The sequence below is a fragment of the Shouchella hunanensis genome, from assembly GCF_028735875.1.
GTDB classification, from domain to species: Bacteria; Bacillota; Bacilli; order Bacillales; family Bacillaceae_D; genus Shouchella; species Shouchella hunanensis.
Window position 1 is genome coordinate 2,163,898 of the sequence record NZ_CP117834.1, and the last position, 22,784, is coordinate 2,186,681.

Annotated in this window: 19 protein-coding genes; 15 read left to right on the forward strand and 4 right to left on the reverse strand. The window is 38.9% G+C overall.

Going from position 1 to position 22,784, the window contains the following annotated elements:
- Positions 1-241 precede the first annotated feature (241 nt).
- Entirely contained in the window at positions 242-1,081 is an 840-nt protein-coding gene (locus PQ477_RS11060; protein ID WP_274271806.1) for an SDR family NAD(P)-dependent oxidoreductase, read from the reverse strand.
- 99 nt (positions 1,082-1,180) lie between these two features.
- Here PQ477_RS11060 and PQ477_RS11065 point away from each other — a divergent pair, with 99 nt between their 5' ends.
- From PQ477_RS11065 to PQ477_RS11095, 7 genes are all read left to right on the forward strand, one after another.
- A complete protein-coding gene (locus PQ477_RS11065) occupies positions 1,181-1,546 on the forward strand; it encodes a MerR family transcriptional regulator (protein WP_274271807.1) in 366 nt (121 codons plus the stop codon).
- An 818-nt stretch (positions 1,547-2,364) separates the two neighbouring features.
- A complete protein-coding gene (chrA, locus tag PQ477_RS11070; protein ID WP_274271808.1) occupies positions 2,365-3,558 on the forward strand; it encodes a chromate efflux transporter in 1,194 nt (397 codons plus the stop codon).
- Between the two features lie 213 nt (positions 3,559-3,771).
- Positions 3,772-4,227 carry a MarR family transcriptional regulator gene (locus PQ477_RS11075; protein WP_060705834.1) on the forward strand — a complete coding sequence of 152 codons (456 nt, stop codon included), beginning with the start codon at positions 3,772-3,774 and terminating at the stop codon, positions 4,225-4,227.
- 13 nt (positions 4,228-4,240) lie between these two features.
- The gene (locus PQ477_RS11080) at positions 4,241-4,870 is read left to right on the forward strand and encodes a nitroreductase family protein (protein WP_432813900.1); all 630 of its coding nucleotides are present in this window, start codon (positions 4,241-4,243) and stop codon (positions 4,868-4,870) included.
- 151 nt (positions 4,871-5,021) lie between these two features.
- Positions 5,022-5,918 carry a fructose bisphosphate aldolase gene (locus PQ477_RS11085; protein ID WP_274271810.1) on the forward strand — a complete coding sequence of 299 codons (897 nt, stop codon included), beginning with the start codon at positions 5,022-5,024 and terminating at the stop codon, positions 5,916-5,918.
- 179 nt (positions 5,919-6,097) lie between these two features.
- Positions 6,098-6,394 (forward strand): antibiotic biosynthesis monooxygenase family protein, encoded by a 297-nt coding sequence (locus PQ477_RS11090; RefSeq protein ID WP_055735524.1) that lies wholly within the window; start codon positions 6,098-6,100, stop codon positions 6,392-6,394.
- Positions 6,395-7,117: 723 nt separating this feature from the next.
- Positions 7,118-7,519, forward strand: a complete 402-nt coding sequence (locus PQ477_RS11095) for a hypothetical protein (protein ID WP_035396221.1) — start codon at positions 7,118-7,120, stop codon at positions 7,517-7,519.
- Positions 7,520-7,884: 365 nt separating this feature from the next.
- Here PQ477_RS11095 and PQ477_RS11100 read toward each other — a convergent pair whose 3' ends face one another.
- Positions 7,885-8,394 (reverse strand): DoxX family protein, encoded by a 510-nt coding sequence (locus tag PQ477_RS11100; protein ID WP_038476786.1) that lies wholly within the window; start codon positions 8,392-8,394, stop codon positions 7,885-7,887.
- A 259-nt stretch (positions 8,395-8,653) separates the two neighbouring features.
- On the opposite strand from PQ477_RS11100, the gene PQ477_RS11105 reads away from it, so the two are divergent.
- Together PQ477_RS11105 and PQ477_RS11110 are read left to right on the forward strand one after the other, a co-directional pair.
- Positions 8,654-10,054, forward strand: a complete 1,401-nt coding sequence (locus PQ477_RS11105; RefSeq protein WP_274271812.1) for an AMP-binding protein — start codon at positions 8,654-8,656, stop codon at positions 10,052-10,054.
- Positions 10,051-11,163 (forward strand): acetyl-CoA C-acyltransferase, encoded by a 1,113-nt coding sequence (locus PQ477_RS11110; protein WP_274271813.1) that lies wholly within the window; start codon positions 10,051-10,053, stop codon positions 11,161-11,163. Before PQ477_RS11105 ends, PQ477_RS11110 begins: the two co-directional genes overlap by 4 nt.
- Here the strand turns inward: PQ477_RS11110 and PQ477_RS11115 are convergent.
- Positions 11,156-11,533, reverse strand: a complete 378-nt coding sequence (locus PQ477_RS11115; RefSeq protein ID WP_274271815.1) for a hypothetical protein — start codon at positions 11,531-11,533, stop codon at positions 11,156-11,158. The two genes, PQ477_RS11110 and PQ477_RS11115, sit on opposite strands and share 8 nt — an antisense overlap.
- Before the next feature lie 266 nt (positions 11,534-11,799).
- On the opposite strand from PQ477_RS11115, the gene PQ477_RS11120 reads away from it, so the two are divergent.
- On the forward strand, positions 11,800-13,071 hold the full coding sequence (locus tag PQ477_RS11120; protein ID WP_274271816.1) for a histidine--tRNA ligase: 1,272 nt from the start codon (positions 11,800-11,802) through the stop codon (positions 13,069-13,071).
- A 36-nt stretch (positions 13,072-13,107) separates the two neighbouring features.
- Positions 13,108-13,620: an STM3941 family protein gene (locus PQ477_RS11125; RefSeq protein WP_274271817.1), complete on the forward strand. Its 513-nt coding sequence runs from the start codon at positions 13,108-13,110 to the stop codon at positions 13,618-13,620.
- A 109-nt stretch (positions 13,621-13,729) separates the two neighbouring features.
- On the opposite strand, the gene PQ477_RS11130 is transcribed toward PQ477_RS11125, so the two are convergent.
- Entirely contained in the window at positions 13,730-15,229 is a 1,500-nt protein-coding gene (locus PQ477_RS11130; protein ID WP_274271818.1) for a UDP-N-acetylmuramoyl-L-alanyl-D-glutamate--2,6-diaminopimelate ligase, read from the reverse strand.
- A 460-nt stretch (positions 15,230-15,689) separates the two neighbouring features.
- Between PQ477_RS11130 and PQ477_RS11135 the strand changes: the two genes are divergently transcribed.
- Genes PQ477_RS11135 through PQ477_RS11150 form a run of 4 tightly spaced genes read left to right on the forward strand, consistent with a single transcriptional unit; the run spans position 15,690 to position 22,754 of the window.
- A complete protein-coding gene (locus PQ477_RS11135) occupies positions 15,690-17,936 on the forward strand; it encodes a glycosyltransferase (protein ID WP_274271819.1) in 2,247 nt (748 codons plus the stop codon).
- A gap of 9 nt (positions 17,937-17,945) precedes the next feature.
- Positions 17,946-19,541, forward strand: a complete 1,596-nt coding sequence (locus PQ477_RS11140; RefSeq protein WP_274271820.1) for a GGDEF domain-containing response regulator — start codon at positions 17,946-17,948, stop codon at positions 19,539-19,541.
- A 5-nt stretch (positions 19,542-19,546) separates the two neighbouring features.
- On the forward strand, positions 19,547-19,927 hold the full coding sequence (locus tag PQ477_RS11145) for a response regulator (RefSeq protein ID WP_274271822.1): 381 nt from the start codon (positions 19,547-19,549) through the stop codon (positions 19,925-19,927).
- On the forward strand, positions 19,908-22,754 hold the full coding sequence (locus PQ477_RS11150) for an ATP-binding protein (RefSeq protein WP_274271823.1): 2,847 nt from the start codon (positions 19,908-19,910) through the stop codon (positions 22,752-22,754). Before PQ477_RS11145 ends, PQ477_RS11150 begins: the two co-directional genes overlap by 20 nt.
- Positions 22,755-22,784 lie beyond the last annotated feature (30 nt).

The following is a 22,784-nucleotide window of genomic DNA, read 5'->3' on the forward strand; positions in this document are numbered from 1 at the left end:
CTAAAAGTGCATAAGACCATTTTTTTAAGTTTGATTCACCCCCACAATATGATTGTTTTGACCCATTTTTCGAGCCAACTTTTTTTGTCTTCAGGAATAAGTACATTTTAAGATTGGAAGATTAAATTTCACATACCATACTTATATAGAATTACTATTGCGTAAAGCGTTAATGAACGGAGCGATAAAGAGTAAAATCCTCATGATGTATATTTATTGCATTCATTTCTTCTGGATATCTTTATTTCAGATAATCCTTCAAATATATAGATTGAATTTCTGCTAATATGCTCTTCGAGTATTCTTTGAACTTTAATTCTCCCTTTTTCCCATTAGTGACATAGGAACCCGTTTGATGAGGTGGTCTTCCAATACTAGCGTTATATAATAACTCCGCTCCTTTACTTGGATGAGGAAAGAACCATTTTGTTATGTGTATTAGAAAAAAAGGAATCCCATTTTTCCGATCATTTCTTAATGTGTTATTTCCTCCTGGATCAACGCAAAGTATTTTTAACCCCTCTTTAGAAAGTTCGGAGGATATTTCTTGAGACCAGAGCGACATGGCTAACTTACTTGTAGAATAAGGTCCAATTAATTTTTTGAATTTTTTTGGGCGCATAAGATTCTCATATGTTATTTTATTTATGAATTTAAACGCATTTGTACTTGTATTAACAATCAGTTTATCTGAACCCTTTTTTAATAATGATTTTAATTCAAAAAGAAGGATATATGGTACAACTGTGTGTAATTCAAAATGTAACTCCCTTGATTGGGCAGAGTAATATTTTTTGTCAAAACTCCCACCTGCATTATTAAATAAAATGTCAATAACCTCTTCATTTTCTTTTATACTGTTTATAGTTAATTTTAGTTCAGTAAAATTTGATAGGTCAGCTTTATATATTCTAATTTTTCCCTCCTTTATTTTCATTTTGATATCTATTTCATTTTCAGGGAAGTTGGATCTAATTAGAGCAATAACAGACCACCCTTCACTTATTAACTTTTTTGTAAGTTCTAGGCCGATCCCTCTACTAGCCCCTGTGATTAGTGCTGTTTTTATCGAATTATTCATTAAACAGTCCCTCCTAATGTAAAAAGTATAAACCTTAGAGTTGACTCTAAGGCAAGAGAATGTAATCATTTAATTACTATTTTTAAAAGGGGTGATTGTTTGACTTACTCCATCAAACAGATTTCAGATATTGTTAACTTATCGACTCATACCATTCGCTATTATGAAAAAATAAATTTAATTCCTGAAATTGAAAGAACTAGTAGCGGATATCGTATTTATAACGACGAGGACATCGAGCGTCTAAAATTTATTACTTGCCTTAAAAATGTAGGAATGTCCTTAGATAATATAAAACCTTTTCTAACTATTAAAGCGAATGATTTACTTTCAGAATATCCAGAGTTGATTGATATGGCACTAAAACATAAAGAAGATATGATGAATCAAATAGCAGACTTAAAGAGAGTTATTGAGATAATTGATAGTAAACTTGAACAGAATTCTTTTACGTTTGAAAGATGATGACCTTTTTTGATATATAATTTACTTTCATCTTTATTGAAATGTATGTTTAGACTTGTATGTTAGGTTGATTTTGGGAGTTGAATGATTAAATTGGCGTACATTAGGTATGTTCGTGTTAGTTCTGCTGTGAAAAAATTTTCCGGTCGTACAGTAAAATAACAAATTGCTAATAAGAAAAAATTAAATAGCCGATAAGATGCGTGCTTTCTACCTGTTAATAAACACGTTCGTTCGTGAGGGGTTGCCTAAAAGTCTGCTAGGACAAATTATAAAGATAAGTCAACTACATGGAAATAAATAAGAAGACTTTAGTCTTGTTCTATTGTCCCCCTATTCATTAATCTTCTGTTTACGTTAGCTATATCAGTTGCAATGCCTTCTATCAATATTACGATTACGACTTGTATTTATTATTGACTTACCACTTGTACGATCATCAAGCCCTATTACGTGACCGAATTCATGAGAAGCTGCGCTCTTTCTAACATTGGCATTATTGCGAACTGAACTCAAATGAGTGTTTAGTAACCAATGGGAAGGCGTTTTGCGACCAGCTTGACCTTGATAAAGGATTCTAGCATAAGTATGAGGTTTTAGAGCATTTAATATTACAATTCCAGCTTTGATTAAAGAGTTAAAAGTTAATTTAATTCCAACCAAGGATCGTTGTTATAAAGTAAACTGAATGGTGTCTCTCCACGTTCAAACTTTTAAGATTTTGTAAAGTTCCTCGTGATAAGAAGGATTTCGTATACTGTCGTGATAGTATTTTAAGATACATTGTAACAAAAAGCTTTCGCAAGAGGTGATTGTGGTTGAATCACAAAAAAGAAAAAAGCAAGGTTCATACGTGGTGGGAGATCCTCGTTGTGTCCACAAAGTTAGGGTTAACCTCATTCGGAGGACCTATCGCTCATTTAGGGTATTTTCACGAGGAATATGTACGTCGAAAAAAGTGGATCAATGAAAAAAGCTATGCAGATTTAGTCGCATTGTCTCAATTCCTTCCTGGTCCTGCCAGTAGCCAAGTAGGGATTGGGATTGGCGTCCTTCGTGGTGGCGTTCTAGGAGGGGTTCTATCGTTCCTCGGCTTTACACTCCCGTCTATTTTTGTTCTTATTCTGTTCGCTCTATTTATGCAAACAACTGGTGTTGAGTTAACTGGTTGGATTCATGGTCTTAAATTGGTGGCAGTAGCAATTGTAGCTCATGCCATCATAGGAATGGCGAAAAATTTAACCCCCGATTTAAAAAGAAAAGCGATTGCCCTTCTCGCGTTGGTCGTTACCTTATTGTGGCATACACTGGCTGCACAAGTTGGAATCATACTGTTGGCTGCTTGTCTAGGTTATGTGATGTACAAGCATCAAGACAATCATGTGAAGTCTGAAATGTCCTTTCCGTTATCGCGTCGCTTTGGCATCATTTGCTTATCACTCTTTGTTGGCTTGCTTCTACTATTACCGCTAGTAAGAGAACTAACGTCCATTCAATGGATTGACATGTTTGATCGTTTTTATCGATCAGGTTCGATGGTTTTCGGCGGTGGTCATGTGGTGCTGCCTTTACTGGAACGAGAATTTGTGCCAACTGGATTGGTAAGTGAAGAGGCATTCCTTGCTGGGTATGGAGTGACCCAGGCCGTACCGGGACCATTGTTTACGTTCGCTGCTTATTTAGGAGCCACAATGAATGGATGGCTAGGCGGCTTAATGGCAACAGTGGCTATATTCTTACCGGCGTTTCTTTTAATACTAGGGGCGATTCCATTCTGGGACCAGTTAAGACGAAATCCTAAAGTAAACGGCGCATTAATGGGTGTAAATGCAGCTGTTGTTGGTCTTTTACTTTCTGCTTTTTATCAACCGATTTGGATAAGTGCTGTTTTTGAACCAATTGATTTTGCGCTTGTAGCGATTTTGTTTAGCATGTTGGTTTATTGGAAGCTACCGCCTTGGGTGATTGTTGTAACAGGGGCAATCTGTGGTGCTATAGTAAGTGCCCTCTAACTAACGAACACCCTTTTGTATTTTTAAGTGAAGAGCTGCATCTAAGCCAAGGCTGTGAAGCCTTGGCTTTATTGATGTATTCCTTCTTAATGTGGTCCTAAGAGAATTATTTTTAAAAATAGTATTGACAATAGAAGACGGTTCATCCTATATTATTGATACGTCAATCATTTCAATATCAATAATTGAGCAGTCAAGTAAAGGAGGCCATTAATGAATTCGTGTGCACTTAAAGTAGAACTGTTCTTAAAGTTACAGTCTGTAAATAAAGAGTTGAGTTCAGGTTTTGAATCTTGTTTTGGAGCCAGTACGTCACGTATTCAAATACTGCATGCCCTTCTTGAAGAAAACGAAATTCTTCAAGCGGACTTGCAGAAGCAATTGAATATAGATCCTGCCGCCATTACGAGACATTTAAAGCAATTGGAAAAGTCCGGCGTCATTAGTCGGTATCGAAAAGATAACGACCAACGTGCCACATGGGTTAAGTTAGAAGAGGTAGCAAAGATAGAGATAGAAAAGTCATACAAGGAAAAGAAAGAGTTTATTGATCAACTGTTTGATCGCTTCACAGAGGAAGAATTAAGTTTGTTCCATAAAATGATACAGCGCGTCGAGCTGAACATTGAAGAAGCCGTTCGTGCAAAGGAGAGTAATGAAAATGGATAAAGTGAAAAACGAAATGACAACGAAGGAACATTTTTTAAACGTACTTGAAAGTAGAAAATCCATTCGTATTTATGACGAGAACGTTAAAATCTCAAAAGAAGAAATGACTGAACTATTGGGAGCAGCTGTGAAAGCACCTTCTTCTGTTAACTTACAACCTTGGCGATTTGTTGTAATTGAAAGCGACGAAGCGAAATCAACATTAGCACCACTTGCTTCATTTAACCAAAACCAAGTAAAGACGTCGTCAGCGGTCATTGCCGTTTTTGCTGATATGAATAATTTAGATTATCTTGAAGAGATCTATGGCAAAGCGGTTGAACTAGGGCTGATGCCTGAAGAGGTGAAAGAAAATCAAGTTCCAGCTATCAGAGGTCTTTTATCAGGCATAAGTGACCAACAAAACAAGGAAAGCATTTTAATCGATGGCGGACTCGTATCGATGCAAATTATGCTAACAGCGAAAGCCTTTGGCTATGACACCAATCCAATTGGCGGGTTCGATAAAGAGAATATTGCTGAAGCATTTGGCTTAGAAAAAGAACGATACGTTCCGGTTATGTTAATTTCGATCGGTAAAGCGAACGAAGCTGGGTATAAATCGTACAGAATGCCAGTTGAACAAGTAACAGAATGGAAATAAGCTTCAATAAAAAGGACGTCCTCTAGGAGCGTTCTTTTTGTGTTAGCGATTAACGTGACGGTAATCTGTAAATGTATAAACATCGGAAAGAAAGGGTACAGACAAAAGAGAACCCTAATTTGTTTAGTGAAAACGGAAGGAGTTACGTGACATGAATACACAGCAAATGGAAAAAATCAAAACCGGTAAAGGATTTATAGCGGCTCTTGATCAGAGTGGCGGGAGTACACCAAAAGCGTTAGCTGAATACGGTGTACCAGAAGAAGCGTATGCTTCAGAGGAGGAGATGTTTGACCTCGTTCATGAAATGAGAACCCGCATTATTAAGTCTTCTGCCTTTCATTCTGATAAGATTCTTGGGGCGATCCTGTTTGAACAAACAATGGACCGTAAGATTGACGGTGATTATACAGCCGATTATCTCGCAAATAAAAAAGGCATTGTTCCTTTTCTAAAAGTGGATAAGGGATTAGCAGATGAAAAAGATGGCGTTCAATTAATGAAGCCAATCGATCATCTTGAGGAAACCCTCAAGCGTGCGAATGAGCGGCATATGTTTGGTACAAAGATGCGTTCTGTTATCAAAGAGGCCAATCAAGAGGGTATCCACCAGGTTGTCGAGCAACAGTTTGAAATGGGGAAGACCATTATGGGAGCAGGACTTGTCCCGATCATTGAACCAGAGGTCGACATTCATAGCGCTGATAAAGAAACGATAGAGAGCCAATTAAAAGAAGAGCTACTCACCCACTTGAACATGCTACGTGACGATGAACAGGTAATGTTGAAGCTCACCATTCCATCAAAAGAGGGATTTTATCAAGAGCTGGTTGATCATGATCGTGTCGTTCGTGTTGTCGTTCTTTCTGGAGGGTACTCTCGTGATGAAGCCAACACGAAGCTGAAACGTAATCAAGGGTTGATCGCGAGTTTTTCCAGAGCCCTTAGCCAAGATCTAAACGCCGATCAGTCTGAATCGGAATTTACCCATGCGCTACAAACAGCTGTTGATTCTATTTATGATGCTTCAGTAAACAAAACACAGTAAAAGGTCGGAACCCCATGCTCTCAGTGCATGGGGTTTTTTCGTGAAGGTTTGAATCTGCTACATCGTTATTTACGTATAGAGAAATGTATGGATGGAATTGTCTCTTAATCCACACCTAAGCCAATGGTTATGTAAAAAAATATAAAGGCGCTGAAATCTAGAGAAGGAGTGGAGCGAAGATGATAGTAGAAGCTGCACTATTACAAGTTATCCCAGGGAAAGAAAAGGAGTATGAAGAGGCCTTTCGAGAAGCGTCTGTTCTTATTTCTTCAATGAAAGGTTACCTGTCACATGAATTGCAACGTTGTCATGAAGTAAAAGGTAAATACTTGTTACTTGTGAAATGGGAAACCATAGAAGATCATACCATTGGATTTAGACAGTCGCTTGAATATATTCAGTGGAAGCAACTCCTTCATCATTTTTATGACCCGTTTCCGGTTGTGGAGCATTTTGAGGCTGTCTCGCTAAATTGAAGTAGAAATTTGTGTAAATAGAGGAGCGAGGTTATGGAAGAAGTGAAACCTTTACAAAAGAGGTCATACCCTTTTTGGTCTACTATTTGTTTTTTGCTGTGTGTAGCTGTTTGGGTTCCTAATATCGTTTTTCAAGTGGCAAGTCCGTTATTTCTCCTAACGTTTATTATTGGACCAGTTGGCATGATTCTAGCTCTGTGGAGAAAGTATTTTTTACTAGCTGCTCTCAATCTATTTGGGACGTTAAGTTTTTTTATCCTTATGTTTCTTGTATACTGGTTAAATTCATTCTGAAAAGAAGCATCTTAAAAAGCGTATAAAAATGGAACGAATTTACTACCATGATTTAACAGCGACACTTGTTGGAAGTGTTTAATCGAATTAACAGAATTTACTCGATATGAATAGAAAGATAGTCTGAAAGCAAACAGTGAGGAGCGGGTGATGTTACATTTGAGGATCGCATCTCCTGTTTGGCTTTACCTGTCAGCATAAACGTCGAAGGGTGGTGAAAAAAGTTCAGGAAGGCAATAGACATAGATTGAAACAGTATTGAATTTGGCATATCTTTACTCATGCGTTAATCCAATTTTTTTTAAAAAGATAAGTCAATTAAGATAAAAGTAGTCAGCAAATTGATCTTTTTGACAACTATAAATATTTATCATTTTTTTTTTGCAATAAATTCATGTGATTCATTTTAAATTTTGGAGTGTGTGTAAAATGTTGAAGAAACTAGTTGGTATTTTAGTGTGTGCTTCCTTTCTTACAGCTTGTAGCTCATCGGATGAACAATTATCAATTGGAAAGTACGATAATGAAAATAATGTGGTATTCTCAGATGTGGTTACCAATGAAGAAGATATTAACCAGTTTAAGTCGATTATAAATGAAGCAGAAAGTTTAGGTAATCAACCTAATGAAATACCTAATGAAGAACCTGTTCGTGTTGTTATGGTTAATAATCATGCTGATTCAACAATGGTAATGTATGTATCTATTTGGGAGATCGATGATAATACGGTTGTAATTTCTAGAGGTTTCAATACCAATGAAGATAGTTATTTACTATTGAATGCGGATTCTACAAAACAATTAAATGAGGTAATAAAAATAAATGACTAGTAACCATTATCCACCCGGTAGTTACGCTTCATTAAGTTGTAGGTAGAAGCAAGCACTGCCAAGAAGTTCGTTAGCTGTTCTTGCTGCTACCAGTGGGTTTAGATAGTGAACATTAAATAAAGAAAGACCTATAAAATGTAGTTTTACAGTTTGGTCTAACAGCATATTTCACTCTGTAAGATCTCTTTAACGATGGGAGCTTCGAGGTAGGCTCCTAGCCATAGAGCTCGCACTCATGCTGTGAAGTCATTGGGTAGTTGATATAGAAACAAGTGGATGGGACAGTGAAGAATGAGGAGTGACGATTAAAAAATAGCCCTGACAGCTTACGCTCAGAGGGCTAATTTCGTTTGTTTGTGGGGTGCTTATGAAGTGGCAAGAGTATCTTTATTGCCATAGTCTTTTTTTACTTTTTGTTTAATAGAAGGGGTAAAGCGGTCTAATCCAAGTTGTCCAGCGTTTTGTTTACTGATAAGAAGGATAATGGCCATAATAAGCATGAGCGGATTCGTTGATACGGTTCCTGCTAAGAGGAAAGAGGTATTCATCATACCACCGAAAAACGCTGCGCTTTTTGTGAAGAGACCAACAATAAGGGCGATTCCAATGAGGACTTCTCCCCACATAACGAGAAAGCTAAAAAGGTCGGCATAAGGGATGGCTACATGTTCTAAAAAAGCGACGTATAACGGGTAGGCAACATCTTCCCCTTTGAGCACAGGATTTGCAGCAGCAGCCTGTAAAAATCCACCTGCATGAAACTCTCCCCCAACTACTTTTCCAATACCAGAACTAAACCACATCCAGCCAAGTGATACACGAAGAATGGTTAAAAGCAACTGCGCCATTTTAGATGATTGTAAAAAATGTAACATAGGAAACCCTCCTTAGTTTGTGAATGTTTTCACATTATCTTTATACTCTTAGTATACACCTGATTATTTAATTGTGAAGTATTTCACAAACTAATTCACCGATTGTTCATATTTTGAATAGAGCGTTAGTACAAAGAGGCTTAAGTGGTTTCCTACAGACTCCACAGGAGCTGTTTTCAAATAGACGATCTTGCTCCTTTGTGTTATTGTAAACCAAATAATTTATAAGTTTACAATTGAATGGAGAGGCGGTTTTTTCGTGTATATTGGGAAACAGATTCATCATCATGCTTTGGCGCTACCAGACAAAATCGCTGTTATCTACAATAAAAAACAGATTACTTACAGTATGCTTCAAGAAAAAGTGGAGCAATACCGTGGAGAATTATATTGTGAAGCGCTAAAAGATCAGAAGAAAGGTCTCTTATCAGTGGCAATTGATGTGATGCAACAAGATGAGCAATTGTACTGGTTTTTAGCGGTGACAAGCCTTGGCTGGAATGGCGTACTTTGTCATCCGAATTGGTCTGAATGTGATGTGATTAAAATGGCTAAAAAAGCGACAGCAGACGTTATTTTGAGCAATCGTTTCCAAACAGCAGAAGCGGACATCCCCATTTGGAGAATGTCTAGTTTCGCTACGTCAGACGAAAAACAAGCTATTCCGTATGCAAAAGGAACGGAATTGTTTTACACAGGGTTTACCTCTGGAAGCACTGGGGAACCTAAAGCCTTTGTTCGGAACCATTTGTCGTGGTCAGGGAGCTTTGACGATGTGCAACAAGTGTTTGCGCTAAGCCAGTCAGATCGAGTTTGCATACCAGGATTGCTCTTTCATTCATTGTTTTTATTTGCAACCATTCATACACTCCATATTGGGGCAACGGTTTGTTTAGAGCAAGAATTTCAAGTGAAACAAACAAAGAATACAATTGAAGCTTTTAGAGTGAACGTTATTTATGGAGTGCCAACAATGCTGTATGCCCTATCTCAGGAGGGGATGGATGCACAGCATGTTGAAAAAGTCATTGTGTCTGGAGCGGAATGGCATGAAACGAATCGTGCTCAAGTAAAAGCAATCTTTAACCAAGCAACGCTTTATGAGTTTTACGGTGCATCAGAGCTAAGTTTTGTTTCGTACCTAAACCATTCAAATGGAAAACAGCTGAATGCTGCTGTTGGGGAACTTTTTCCCAGTGTAGAGGTTGAAGTAAAACGAGGTGGCCAACTTGTTGTTCGTAGCCCATATTTATTTACTGGCTATGTAGGACAAGCGCCAATTGGGGAATCATTTTCAGTTGGGGACATCGGCTATTTCGACGAACACCACATCTTACATGTTAAAGGGAGAATAGGGAATATGCTGACGATTGGGGGACATAATGTCTACCCAGAAGAGACGGAAAGAGTGGTAAAAGTGTTGCCGTTTGTAGAAGAAGCGGTAGCGGTTGGAACGTATCATAGGTATTGGGGTAATCAAATGGTGCTTTTCGTGCAAACTGCTCAAGCTCAGGAGTTTGCATTGGTACAAATAAAAGCAAGACTGAAAGAATGTTTACCTACACTCAAACGTCCAAGAAGGATTTACGTCGTAGAAGCATTGCCCTTATTAGCAAATGGAAAAGTCGATCGACAAGCGTTGGTAGGTGAAACGAGATGAATGCAGTCTATGTGGTGAAAGCAAAACGAACGGTTATTGGCAAAAAAGGGGGCATCCATAAGAAGGTTACACCTGAAAAGTTAGCGGCGGCAGTTTTGGCAGAACTAGGGAAGGCGCTACCAGTTGATGGGGTTATAATGGGTAATGCAGTTGGCGAAGGAGGGAATATCGCCCGGCATTCGTTACTTGAAGCAGGCTTTCATCCTAGCGTTCCCGGGTTGACTGTCGATAGCCAGTGTGGAGCAGGATTAGAAGCCATTGTCACCGCTGCTCGTTTTATTCAAGCAGGTGCTGGAGATTGTTACCTAGCTGGTGGTGTGGAAAGTACGAGTTTTGAGCCTGCTCGCTTTCGAGTTGGAGAAAAAACGCCAATTCCCCGGGCCTCGTTTGCCCCTGCCGACATCGGTGATCCTGATATGGCAGCATCCGCTGAAAGAGTGGCCGAGGGATTTCGTATTTCCAGAGCTGAGCAAGATGCGTATGCACTAGAAAGCTATAGGCGGGCTTATGAAGCGGATCTGGAAGGTCGCTTTGACGAAGAAAAAATTTTAGCACATCAAGGGATACGAGATGAAGGCATACGTAAGCTTTCGGAGAGGTTAGTTAAAAGAATGCCGCCTCTTACAATGCCATCTGGTACCATTACGGCGGCAAACTCGTGTGAAAAATCAGATGGGGCAGCAGCAGTGATCCTTATGTCAGAAAAAGCCTGCCGAGAAGCAGGTATAAAACCGTGGCTTCAATTCGTCGATAGCGTAAGCGCAGGTGATGATCCAAATTACGCTAGTATAAGTCCAATTGGTGCAATTCAAAAACTTCTCTATCGGAACTCTTTGCACATAGATGCTATCGGACGAATGGAATTTAATGAGGCCTACGCGGCGCAACTGATTGCTTGTGGAAAACACATCCCACTCTCATTTAGCCGAGTGAATGTATCAGGCGGTGCTCTGACTCTTGGTCACCCATATGGTGCTTCTGGTGCAATCAATGTCTGTCGCTTGTTTCACGAATTACCCCGCTGTAATATGAAGTATGGCATCGCCACAGTCGGTGCTGCTGGTGGTGTTGGAACGGCGGCTCTTTTTAAGAAGGTTTCAGTTACATGAGCAAAATCGCTAAACATAAAATGAACGCCAAACCAGAAAGTGGCGTCATGACCTTTTTTTCTTTTGCGCTTTTAGAAGCGAAGTTGGCTAATGTATTTACTGCCAGAAACAGTGTGAATAGCCAAGCAAGTAAATGAACAGGCAAAAAAGCAAAGCCAGTTAATACATTTGTATACGTTAAAAAGGTGACGGCCATCACGAGCAAGATCAATGCATTGGCAACACTAACAACACGCATGGGAAGTGGTAATACGCGATAGAAACCACCCATTGCATAGTCACCTAGCGGGAAACCTAAAGATAAGAAGATTTGAAAAACACTAATAATAATGAAGAGAATGCTCACTAATATGGCTAAAATAACGTCCAATGTTTTTTCTGCCTCCTTTAAAAACAAATTGTATTTCCCTTGTCGGTGTGATACGATCATAAGCATTCGAGGTGAGTATGGATGTTACTATACCAAATGAAAATACTTGTAAGCTCACAACTTCATCATCATAACAAGTAGTCTTGCTAGCCGATTTCTAAAAAATCGCCCATAGGAAGACTATTTCTCATGAAACCGTATTTGATTAAGTGTACCACTAATCAAGTGCGGTTTTTTCTGTTTACTAAAAAAAGGAGGAAAGAAAAATGAAGAAAATGGATTACCAAAATGTAAGAGGCACACAGGATTATTTACCCGCAGCGGAAGTTATACGGCGGAATATGAAGAGAACCCTTGAGGACGTGTTTAGTCAATATGGCTGTAAACCGCTAGAAACACCTATTTTGAACTATACCGATTTAATGGCTTCTAAATACGGTGGAGGCGCCGAAATTTTAGAAGAAATGTACACGTTAACAGACCGAGGAAAGCGTGATTTGGCACTGCGATACGATTTAACGATTCCGTTTGCAAAGGTAGTGGCGATGAATCCAACATTGACCATGCCATTTAAACGTTATGAGATTGGGAAAGTTTTTCGAGATGGTCCTATTAAAGCTGGGAGATTTCGGGAATTTACCCAATGTGATGTCGATATTGTTGGCGTTGACACCCAAGTTGCAGAAGCAGAATGCATGTTAATGGCGGTGGATGCGTGTGCAAAACTCGGATTACCAATGGTGATTCACTATAACAATCGGAAGCTGTTAACAGGTATGCTTGCATGTATAGGAGTAGAAAAGGAAAAACAAAGCAGAGTGATCCTCACTATCGACAAATTGGAGAAGATTGGTGCGAGCAACGTTGTGAAGGAGTTACACGCGCAAGGGCTATCTCAACAGGTAACAGGCACGATTGAGGCGTTTTTACAAGCAGGACATTCAATGGACTACTTTAAACGATACGCGGAAGAAAGTGTAGACGTGCAACAGGGAATAGCAGAAATAGAAGCACTACAGTCGTTTCTTACATCTTTAGCCATTGAGAAACAATGTGTCTTTAATCCTTTTCTTGCTAGAGGACTAGAAATCTACACGAGTACGGTATACGAGCTATTTTTAGAAGATGGAACGATTACGTCAAGTATTGGCAGTGGTGGTAGATATGATCAAGCGATTGGTGGATTAATTGGTACAGATGAAACGTTCTCAACAGTTGGCATATCCTTTGGCCTTGATGTTATGTATGAAGCGATTCGTTCTATGAACCAGCCAACTACTCCATTAGTGGATTATTACATTGTTCCATTAGGCAGGCAAACAGAAGCTCTGTTAGTAGCGCGTGAATTACGAGAACAGGGCTACCGTGTTGAATGTGAATGGACCAATAAGAATCTTCGAAAAGCCTTAACGAAAGCGAATAAAGAGGGAGTAAAGTATGTCATTATCATTGGGGAAGAGGAAGTGGAACAGAATCTGTACAAAAGAAAAGATATGCAGTCAGGTGAAGAGCAGAGGATTGCCTTTCGATTTGCGTAAACGGGTCTTAATCCATTAAATAGAGGAGTGGTTGCTATGAGAAACAGTGATGCACTGATCACAGTGTATCCTTCAAAGAAAAGAATGGCTTTGATCGCCGTCGGAGGAATGGTGTTCGTTTTAATTGGATCAGTATTCGTGATGCAAGTAGGATTAGTTGTAAAACTTATTGGAACGAGTTGCGCAATTTTTTTTGGTAGTTGTACAGTGTATGCGTTGATTCGGTTGTGTTCATTAAAAGAGTCATGTCGTATTGATCAAAATGGGTTGTATGAAAACGCCTCGGCTGCTAGTGCTGGCTACATAAAATGGGAAGAGGTAAAAGAGGTAGCAATTTATCACTATGCAGGTCAACGCTATTTGGGAATTGAACTTTTTGATGTAAAAGGTTTTATACGGAGACAGTCGCTTTTAAAGCGTTTGATGCTAACAATTAATTTGTGGATGCCATGGCTGAGAACCCCTATAAATGTTCCAGAAAAACTTGTTTCAGTGTCACTTGAAGAAATTCAAAGGGAAGTATACCGATATTTGAAAGAAAACGATTAGGCAGCCGTTAATGGTATTGTGATCAAAGCCCTTTATAGATAGTGGAACCATCGTTTTCTTATAAGAAGGGAAATAGAATCAGACGACATGTAAGTGTCGTCTGTATCGTTTATGCAGGAGTTGTTTTATTGGTTTGCTCAAGAAATAGATGAATGTGTTTGAGGTCATCATAGGGTAAGCGTTTTCCTCTAACAAGCTGATAGTCTTCCATGCAAATTCCGGTAATAATGATGAGATCACCCTCGTCAGCTAAGGACATTGCCTTTTGAATGGCTTTGCCTCTCTCTCCTACAAGATGTAAGTGCTCAGGTCTATTTGCGAAACCTGAAATGACATCTGACATCACCGTTTCTGGGTCTTCGTAGCCAGGATGGTCAACAGTTACAACGATTTCATCCGCTTTCCCTTCAACAGCCTTTGCAATTTCCGGCCGTAAATAAGACGGTCTGACGCCAATACCAGCAATAAGAAGTATTAATCGTTTATAAGAAAAGGGTTTTATAGTATGGAACAGTTTTTCAAAAGCGAAAGGACTATGAGCAAAGTCAAAAATTAACTGCCTTCCTGGATAATCGGTTAGTAATTGGAAGCGACCAGGAGCTCCTTTAACAAGTGGAAAACAACAAATAATTTCCTCTATAGCGTATCCTTTTACCAGACAAGTCGTGACGGCAGCTAAAAGGTTTGCAACATTGTGTTCTCCGAATATCGGTGCCATAACGGAGTAGCGTTTCCCATGGACGATTAAGTCGAATGAGGTACCGGATTGCTGCGTTTGTAGTTTTTGTGCCATGACGGTCGCTTCCTGTTCAATGCTATAGGTCCAAAGCTCTCCTTGAAACGAGTTGATAATGTCAGCTGACATCCCTGCATCATCAAGATTCACAACCGCTTTGTTTGCTTGTTGAAAAAGCTTTAGTTTTGCGTTTCGATAGTGCTCCATTGTATTGTGAAAATCAAGGTGCTCTGGTCGCAAATTCGAGTGAACCGCAATATCAAACCGTAACCCATGAAGGCGCCCTTGTTCAAGTGCAATAGAAGTAGCCTCCATCGCAACGTGAGTTGTTTTGTTTTCTCTAAGTTGATTGAAGAGCGTATAAAGATCAGATGATTCTGGTGTAGTAGGTGTGGTTGTTTCCACATTTATTTTTCCATTTTGATCCCAAACTCCTGCAGTTCCAATGGATGCGGTTGGCTCTCCAAGCGCGTTGACTAATGAGCGTATGTAAGCCGTTATGGTTGTTTTTCCGTTCGTACCGGTAATTCCAGTTAATGCGAGTTCCTTATGTTTGTTTTGATAGAAGGCAGACGCAAAATTGGCCAACGCTTTTTTACTATCGTGAACCACTACAAATGTGCGATCAGGTCTTTTATAATACCAATCCATTATAAGTTCTTTTTCGCTACCGACGATAACCTGAGCGCCATTTTTTATGGCAGAGTCAATAAATTGGTGACCATCCACGTGCTCTCCTTTTATACAAATGAAGCAACCATTAGTAGTTACTTTTCTTGAATCGTAGGTAATGGAATGAACGGTGGCAGGTGAGGGTCCGACAACAAATGAGATGGTTTCAAGCACGTTTGACTGTTTAAATAAATTCTCCAAAAAGGTACCTCCATAAATAGGTAGTAAGCTAGTCGTGCTTGTAGTAGAAAGACTAGTACCTACTCATACCTTTTAATTGGTTACTTAAAACCCAATTAATTAAAATAATTATTTATTTGGCAACCAAAGAGCAATAAGCTACCTAATGCCAGCCGCAAATTTTATAAAAGATATGCTTTTTTCACCATGTTCAAAAGGAGAACCTGATGCTAGATTTATATTCTAATACCATAGAATTACTTTCTATTGTGTCATTCTTCCTAAATTCGTTTTATTTTAGAAGAAGTCTGCATGTGTCGAACAAAAAATAGTTCATACGGCGTGCAAAAATACAAAAGAACTCCACATCGTTTAATCAGTTTGCTAAAATAAACAAGATGCGGCATTCTTACATACTAGTTATAGCAACCAAGAACTCTAGAAAGGTGCATACATTATAGAAAAGAAAGTAGGATTTACGTTGAACGACCCTTCTTTATATTGGTTAATAGGCTCTACTGTATTGCTACTCTGCTTGTTTTTTTGTGCGAAAAAATGGGCGTGGGCAAGATATGCATTACTCATAGCTTTTATTGCCGTTACGCTTCTTTATTTACTTTGGCGTTCTTTTTTTACGTTACCAACAATTGGTCTAGTCAGTTTAATTTTTGGGATACTTCTTCTACTAGCTGAATGGGCAGGTTTTTTACAATCCATTGTATTTACAATCCTATCGTGGCGGCCATTTAAAAGAAAAGCCATTCCGATATCTGTATTCGATGAATTACCAACGGTGGATGTATTTATTGCGACTTACAATGAACCAGAGGATCTGTTGAAACGAACCATTACGGCAAGTTTACAAATGCGATACCCAAAAGAAAAGTTAAACGTTTATGTATGTGACGATGGCAGACGGAAATCTGTTCAAGCCTTAGTCGAATCCATCGGAAACGCTACCTATATTAGCCGCCCGACGAATGAACATCAAAAAGCAGGTAATTTAAATCACGCTCTCACTTTAACCAGCGGTGAGTTTATCGTGACAATGGATGCGGATATGGTTCCAAGAGCGTCTTTTTTAGAACAGACTTTAGGCCATTTTATTGATCCTAAAGTATCTTTTGTTCAGGCACCACAAGTATTCTATAATGCAGATCCCTTTCAATATAATTTATTTTTTGAGGATCGCATAACGAATGAGCAAGATTTTTTTATGCGTCGGTTGGAAGAAGGCAAAGATCGCTTTAACGCTACAATGTACGTGGGTAGCAATGCCTTGTTCAGAAGAACATCATTAGAGAATATTGGTGGTTTTGCTACAGGTGTTATTACAGAAGATATGGCGACAGGGATGCTTTTACAGACAAACGGTCAAAAGTCCGTATTTGTCAATGAAACACTTGCTGTAGGTCTCTCACCAGAGACATATGCAGATTTGTTAAAGCAGCGTGATCGCTGGTGTCGTGGGAATATTCAGGTGATGAGAAAATGGAATCCTTTTACAATAAAAGGGCTCTCATTTATGCAGAGGTTGCTTTATGCAGATGGTATTCATTACTGGTTTTTCGGTATGTACAAAATGATTTACTTGTTGGCTCCTATCTTGTTTCTTTTATTTTCAATTTATTCATTACAAACAGATTTGTCTACATTGTTGCTGTTTTGGTTGCCTTCATTTGTGGCTTCTCAATTAGCGTTTCGTATTATATCAGGCAACAAACGAAGTGTGTTATGGAGTCATGTCTATGAGGTAGCCCTTGCGCCATATATGGCTCTTTCCGTATTAAGCGAGGTTTTCTTGAAAAAGGAAGTCCGGTTTAATGTCACTCGAAAAGGCGTACTTCAGCATAAGCGACATCTGTTATGGCTAACAAGTATGCCTTATCTACTTTTACTAGGATTATCCTTAACATCGATTGTTCTTGTTGGGGTACATTTCCTGACCCCAATGACGATATTTGCGAACTCGGATATGCTCTACATCAACTTATTCTGGATTTTGTACAATCTTGTTGCCCTTGTAATGGCATTGCTTGTTTCTATTGAACGTCCCCGTTTTCGTGGAGCAGAACGGTTTAATGTCGATATAAATGGCATGCTTACGTCTGACAAAAGGGAAATTGAGTGTAAAATAATTGACTTAAGTGAAACAGGAGCAAGGTTAATGGTGATGAATCGGGAGGATGCTTCTTGGTTATCGTTAGATGGAGAGTGGACATTGTCAACGAATCATCTGTCACAGGTTCCTGTTACAAAAGAGTGGATTAACACTAAACGAACGGTTGCTTATGTAGGAATTTCGTTTGATGCAATCAGTCAGCATCATTATGAAGCATTAATTGCAGAGCTATTTGCACACGGAAAAGATATTTATTCAGAACGTGAGTACAACAATGCTTCCCTCTTATATGCAATGTTAGGCTTTCTTAAGAAAACAGAACAAAGTCCAAGGCAACAGGAACGGCAAAGTATTAGACAGGCTGTTTCTGTTCCGATTATGCTCCAAGCTGATGATGAGATTGCTGCGACCATTACAGATCTTAGTTTAAGTGGATGTCGAGTTAAAATGAGTGATGGGAACGTTCCAATTTTGCCAGATCAAGTGATTGAGATCGTTGGAGAAGACGAGAGAATAGTATCGAAAAAAGCACGAGTGCAATGGATTCAAAAGAGGGGAAGGAAATTGGAGGCTGGTTTATTTTTCTTACCTAAACAAGGAGGTTAAGAATGTGAAATGGATAAATATCAGCTCCCTTTTTTAAAACAAGTAGACGACCATATTGATAGATGGAAGCAGGCTAACGGTGTATCAAGAGAAGAATGGCGCTTATTTTTACATTCTGTCAATGGAACCGGTGCATCCATTGGACTGGTTAGTTTAACCAATTGGGCTAAAGAGACCATGTCGGAAGAGCAATCCTTTCCAGATTGGCTTGATATGAATCGGTTAAACACGTATTTAAGCAAGATGCCGAAAACCATGAAGCGAGGTATCTCACCGGTAAGTCAGGAGGAAGCGGATCGGAATCCCTCGTTACTGTTAATAGTAGATCACGACCCCATTTTCATGACAGAAGTTAAAGAGTGGCTAGAATCAAAAGGGTACATGGTACTTGTAGCTCTAACAGTTCAAAAAGCTCTCCAATTAACCCAGTTGCAGAATCCAAGTTGTCTATTAATCAATCACTTTTTCATACGTGATTCATTGTTGGGCATTAAGCTCTTAAAACGATCTATTCGTGAATTTATACCTGTAATGATTGTTGGAGATTCTGATGTTGAGGAACAACGTATTACGGCTTTCAATTACGGAGTTACGGATTATTTAGCAAAACCGCTAGTATCAAATAGATTAGTAGCACAGTTAGCCAATCGAGTACAACATGCGAAACGTATTCAGGACCGAATTCTGACAGACCCTTTGACCGGTGCGTTTAATCGACGATTCTTAGAAGTTGAAGGCAACCGTTATTTAGAGTTATTTCAGCGTGGACAAGGATTCTTTAGCTTGGCAATGGTTGATTTGGATCACTTTAAACGGATCAATGATCAGCATGGTCATCTTGTTGGTGACGAAGTATTAAAGACGTTCAGCAAATTTGTACAAGATCATGTTCGGGAAGGTGATGTGTTCATTCGATTCGGTGGAGAAGAATTCGTCCTGTTATTACCACATACAACAGCAACACAAGCAGAAGTATTAGTGCAAAGGCTACGCACAACATTTGATGATCATTTGTTTGAAAGTGAAACTGGTACGTTTAAAGCAACGTTTTCCGCCGGTATTTGTGAGGTAGCGAAAGAATGGAAAACGTTAGCACAGATGCTTGAAAAAGTAGATCAAGCTTTGTATAAGGCAAAAGAATTAGGGAGAAACCGCACCTTATTATATGGAGATCATATGGAAAAAGGACTAGCATCATTTGAGTTAATTATCGTTGAGGATGACATGGTTCTTCGGGAGGCACTGGTTGAGCAAGCTAAAACCGTACAAGTAGAGGATGTAGAAATTACAGTAACATCTTATGAGAGTGGGACACGATTTATGGAAACCGACTGGTTTAAGCCAGATGGTAAGTACTTAATTTCACTCGATCGAATGATGCCCGGGCTTGATGGAATTGATGTACTAGCGAGGCTAAGGCGTGATTTCCCAGAATCACAAGTGATGGTATTGATGCTAACGAGTTCTGGCGAGCCAAGTGATATAGCAGACGCTCTAACATACGGAACCGATGATTACATCACCAAGCCGTTTAATCAAGTTGAATTGATTGCTAGAATGCGTAGATTAATAGAACGATCTATTTCCAAAAATATAGGCAGGTGAGCAAAGTGGCAAGAATTTTAGTTGCAGATGATGAATTAGTATTACGAATGCTGATTGTAGATTCTCTCGAAGATCTTGAGGTTGACATTGATGAAGCTCAGGATGGACAGGAAGCGGTAGACTTACTCTATCAAAACGAGTATGACTTAATTATATTAGATTATATGATGCCTCGCTTAACAGGTATTGAAGTGATTGATGCTATAACGAACATGGATGAAATGGCACAACGTCCTCATATCCTTATGTTAACAGCGAAAAGTCAACAAAGGGATCAAGAAGAAATCATTGCCAAAGGGGCAGATTCTTTTATAGCTAAACCGTTTAGTCCCCTTGTTCTTGTTGAAAAGGTGGAGGGTATATTGAGTGAAATCCTTCTTAAATAAACGTTTAAATCGACAATTGCTTATTCCGCTCGTTGTAATATGTGTCGTTGTCGTCTCACTGGGGATCTTACTTGGGTTTTATGCGTATTATTTGCAAGAAGATTATCGAGAGAAGCAAAGCCATTTAAGCGAAAAACAAGAGATTGCCCTAAACATATCTGACCATGCCTACCAAGTTCTAATCCGAGCTAGAGGCTATTACGCGTTTGCTTTGCCAGAAGAGAGAGAAGCCTTATTCGATGAGTATGCACAATTACAACTAAACATTGAAGAGTTCTCTCGTCTGGATTTAAGTGAGGAAGAAGCGTCAATGATTGAAGAAGTTCATGCTATTTCCTCCCGCTATTATGACGATTTCTTACCAATAGCGATGAATCTTGTAGAATCAGGAACGATGGAAGAATTGCAGCAGTATGCCACAAGCGGTGGAAATGAGACGGTTAATGAATTGATTGCAATGACGAATGCATATGTGGATGCAAATAATGCAGAGACGAATCGACAGGCTGAAGCGTATTCTAATTCAGTGTCTAACCTACTCATGATTTGCTTGATGTTTATTCTACTCATTATGGCTTTGTTGTTTTCGTTATTTGCAGTCTTATTTGCACGAATTACAAAACCGATCAAACAGTTAACAGCGGTATCTGAAGAATTGGCAACTTCTACTGATCAAGGTGTCGAGCTTCCAATAACGAAAAGAGAAGATGAAATTGGTATCCTATCTCGATCATTTGGAAAAATGGTTGTAGCGATTCAGGAAAAAGAAGAAGAACTGACTGCCCAAAATGAGGAATTAATTAGTCAACAGGACGAGCTCGAACAAAATCAGCGAAAACTATTGGATTCACTAGACGAAACTGAAAAAATAAAAGAACGTCTATTAAAATTCAATCAACTAAATCGCTCTATTTCTACAACCGTAAAAAAACAAGTGCTATTAGATGAGCTCATCCATCATTTGGATGAAATTTATCAAGCAGATAAAATGATCTTTACGCTGACAACAGATTTCTGTTACTCAGCAAAAGGGCTAGAGCAAGAAACGATTAAAACGTTTATCCAAACATTAAATCAAGGCATTCTGCCCATTCTAACAGCAAAGAAAGAGCCGTATATCGTTAGTCGTCAGGCAACAACCGCAGAAAAGGGAATTGCTGAAACGAGTGTCATTGCATTTGACTTATATGTACCAGTTTATACGTCTAATGATAAAATCATTGCTGTATTCGGTTCAACTCGCATGGGACAATCTTATAAGAAGGAAGAAATAGATGAAATGATTGGGGCAATGAATCAAATTGCTTTGGCCATTGAAAAAACGGTACTTTATGAAGAAACAGAGAAGAACCGACAGCTGAACCAAGATATTATTGACCACGTAAATGAAGCGATCCAATTTATTGACTACGAAGGTCGTTTAATTCATTACAATGAAGCCTTTGTTGGGATTATTAAGCATTTAAATTCCATTGGAAAGCAAGTGCCTTTTAATGAATGGGTACAATGGATGGCTCAGTCAGTAAAAGAAAGCTCGCAATTGGAATCATTTTTTAATTATGTTAATACAAACCGAGAACCGGCATCTACTCGCTATGAAACGGTTACTGCCGATGGACGTGTTTTTGAGGTGTACGCCCAGCCAATTCTACGCAGAAAAGCATTTGTAGGAACGATTTTGGTTCATAGGGACATGACAAAGGAATATGAAATTGATCAAATGAAATCAGAGCTGATTAGCACGGTTAGTCATGAATTAAGAACTCCGTTGACAAGCGTTTTAGGATTTACAGAGCTAATGTTAAACAGGGATTTAAAACCAGACCGACAAAAAAGGTATCTGGAATCCATTCATGGGGAAGCAAAGCGTTTAACCAATTTAATCAATAACTTTCTTGATTTGCAACGGATGGAAAATGGCGATTTTTATGAAGAAAAAACAGCCATTTCATTGCACCCATTAATGAAGCAGGTAATAGAACAATTTGTTCCTCACTATCAATCCCATCATTTTCATTGGAGGTTTGATGTTGATGATGACAGAATAATGGGTTCTGAAGAAAAGATTCAACAGTTGCTTATGAATTTAATTAGCAATGCGGTGAAGTTTTCGCCTAATGGTGGAGACATAATTGTTCGTACAAAACAAGAAGAGGACCACGTCATTATTGATGTAATGGACGAGGGACTGGGTATTCCTGAGCAAGACAGACCCAACTTATTTCGCAAATTTTTCCGTGTTGATAATAGTGATCGACGTTCTATCGGCGGAACAGGCCTTGGGTTACCAATCTGTAAAGAAATCGCAGAATTTCATGGAGGGACCATCTTTTTAAAATCTTCTTCTGAGGCAGGTACAGTTTTTCGCATCAGGCTTCCATTGGTTAAACCAAACAGTACTATTCAAGATGAACTAGATCGAGAGGAAACCCAGCATGCCATTTTATTACTAGAAGACGATCAAGCACTCGCTTTATTACTGGTCGACGAACTAAAAGCCGAGGGGTTTTCAGTTAAACACGTTACGACTATACAGGCAGGGATCGACTATGTAAAAGCTAAGAACGTTGATGCTTTCATTGTAGATTTGATGCTAGAAGATGGTGATGCTGGTTGGAAATTTATAAAGCAAGTAAAAGCGCTTGAAAAAACCAAGCAGAAGCCAATCTTTATTTCATCTGCTTTAAATGAGGTGAAAGAAAAAACAGAAGCGTATGATGTGAATTACTACCTTACAAAGCCTTATCCAGTAAAGACATTAATTAAGCAGATACATGACGTATTGGACGAAGCAGATGGTAAGGGATCGATTGTTTTTCCACAATAAGATAGACGACACCTATAGAGTCATAAGAAA

Excerpts from the sequence above, each read along its gene's own strand:
- PQ477_RS11060 (WP_274271806.1), bottom strand. The coding sequence starts at position 1,081 with ATGAATAATTCGATAAAAACAGCACTAATCACAGGGGCTAGTAGAGGG.
- PQ477_RS11075 (WP_060705834.1), top strand. The coding sequence starts at position 3,772 with ATGAATTCGTGTGCACTTAAAGTAGAACTGTTCTTAAAGTTACAGTCT.
- PQ477_RS11080 (WP_432813900.1), top strand. The coding sequence starts at position 4,241 with ATGACAACGAAGGAACATTTTTTAAACGTACTTGAAAGTAGAAAATCC.
- PQ477_RS11085 (WP_274271810.1), top strand. The coding sequence starts at position 5,022 with ATGAATACACAGCAAATGGAAAAAATCAAAACCGGTAAAGGATTTATA.
- PQ477_RS11090 (WP_055735524.1), top strand. The coding sequence starts at position 6,098 with ATGATAGTAGAAGCTGCACTATTACAAGTTATCCCAGGGAAAGAAAAG.
- PQ477_RS11095 (WP_035396221.1), top strand. The coding sequence starts at position 7,118 with ATGTTGAAGAAACTAGTTGGTATTTTAGTGTGTGCTTCCTTTCTTACA.
- PQ477_RS11100 (WP_038476786.1), bottom strand. The coding sequence starts at position 8,394 with ATGTTACATTTTTTACAATCATCTAAAATGGCGCAGTTGCTTTTAACC.
- PQ477_RS11110 (WP_274271813.1), top strand. The coding sequence starts at position 10,051 with ATGAATGCAGTCTATGTGGTGAAAGCAAAACGAACGGTTATTGGCAAA.
- PQ477_RS11120 (WP_274271816.1), top strand. The coding sequence starts at position 11,800 with ATGAAGAAAATGGATTACCAAAATGTAAGAGGCACACAGGATTATTTA.
- PQ477_RS11125 (WP_274271817.1), top strand. The coding sequence starts at position 13,108 with ATGAGAAACAGTGATGCACTGATCACAGTGTATCCTTCAAAGAAAAGA.
- PQ477_RS11140 (WP_274271820.1), top strand. The coding sequence starts at position 17,946 with ATGGATAAATATCAGCTCCCTTTTTTAAAACAAGTAGACGACCATATT.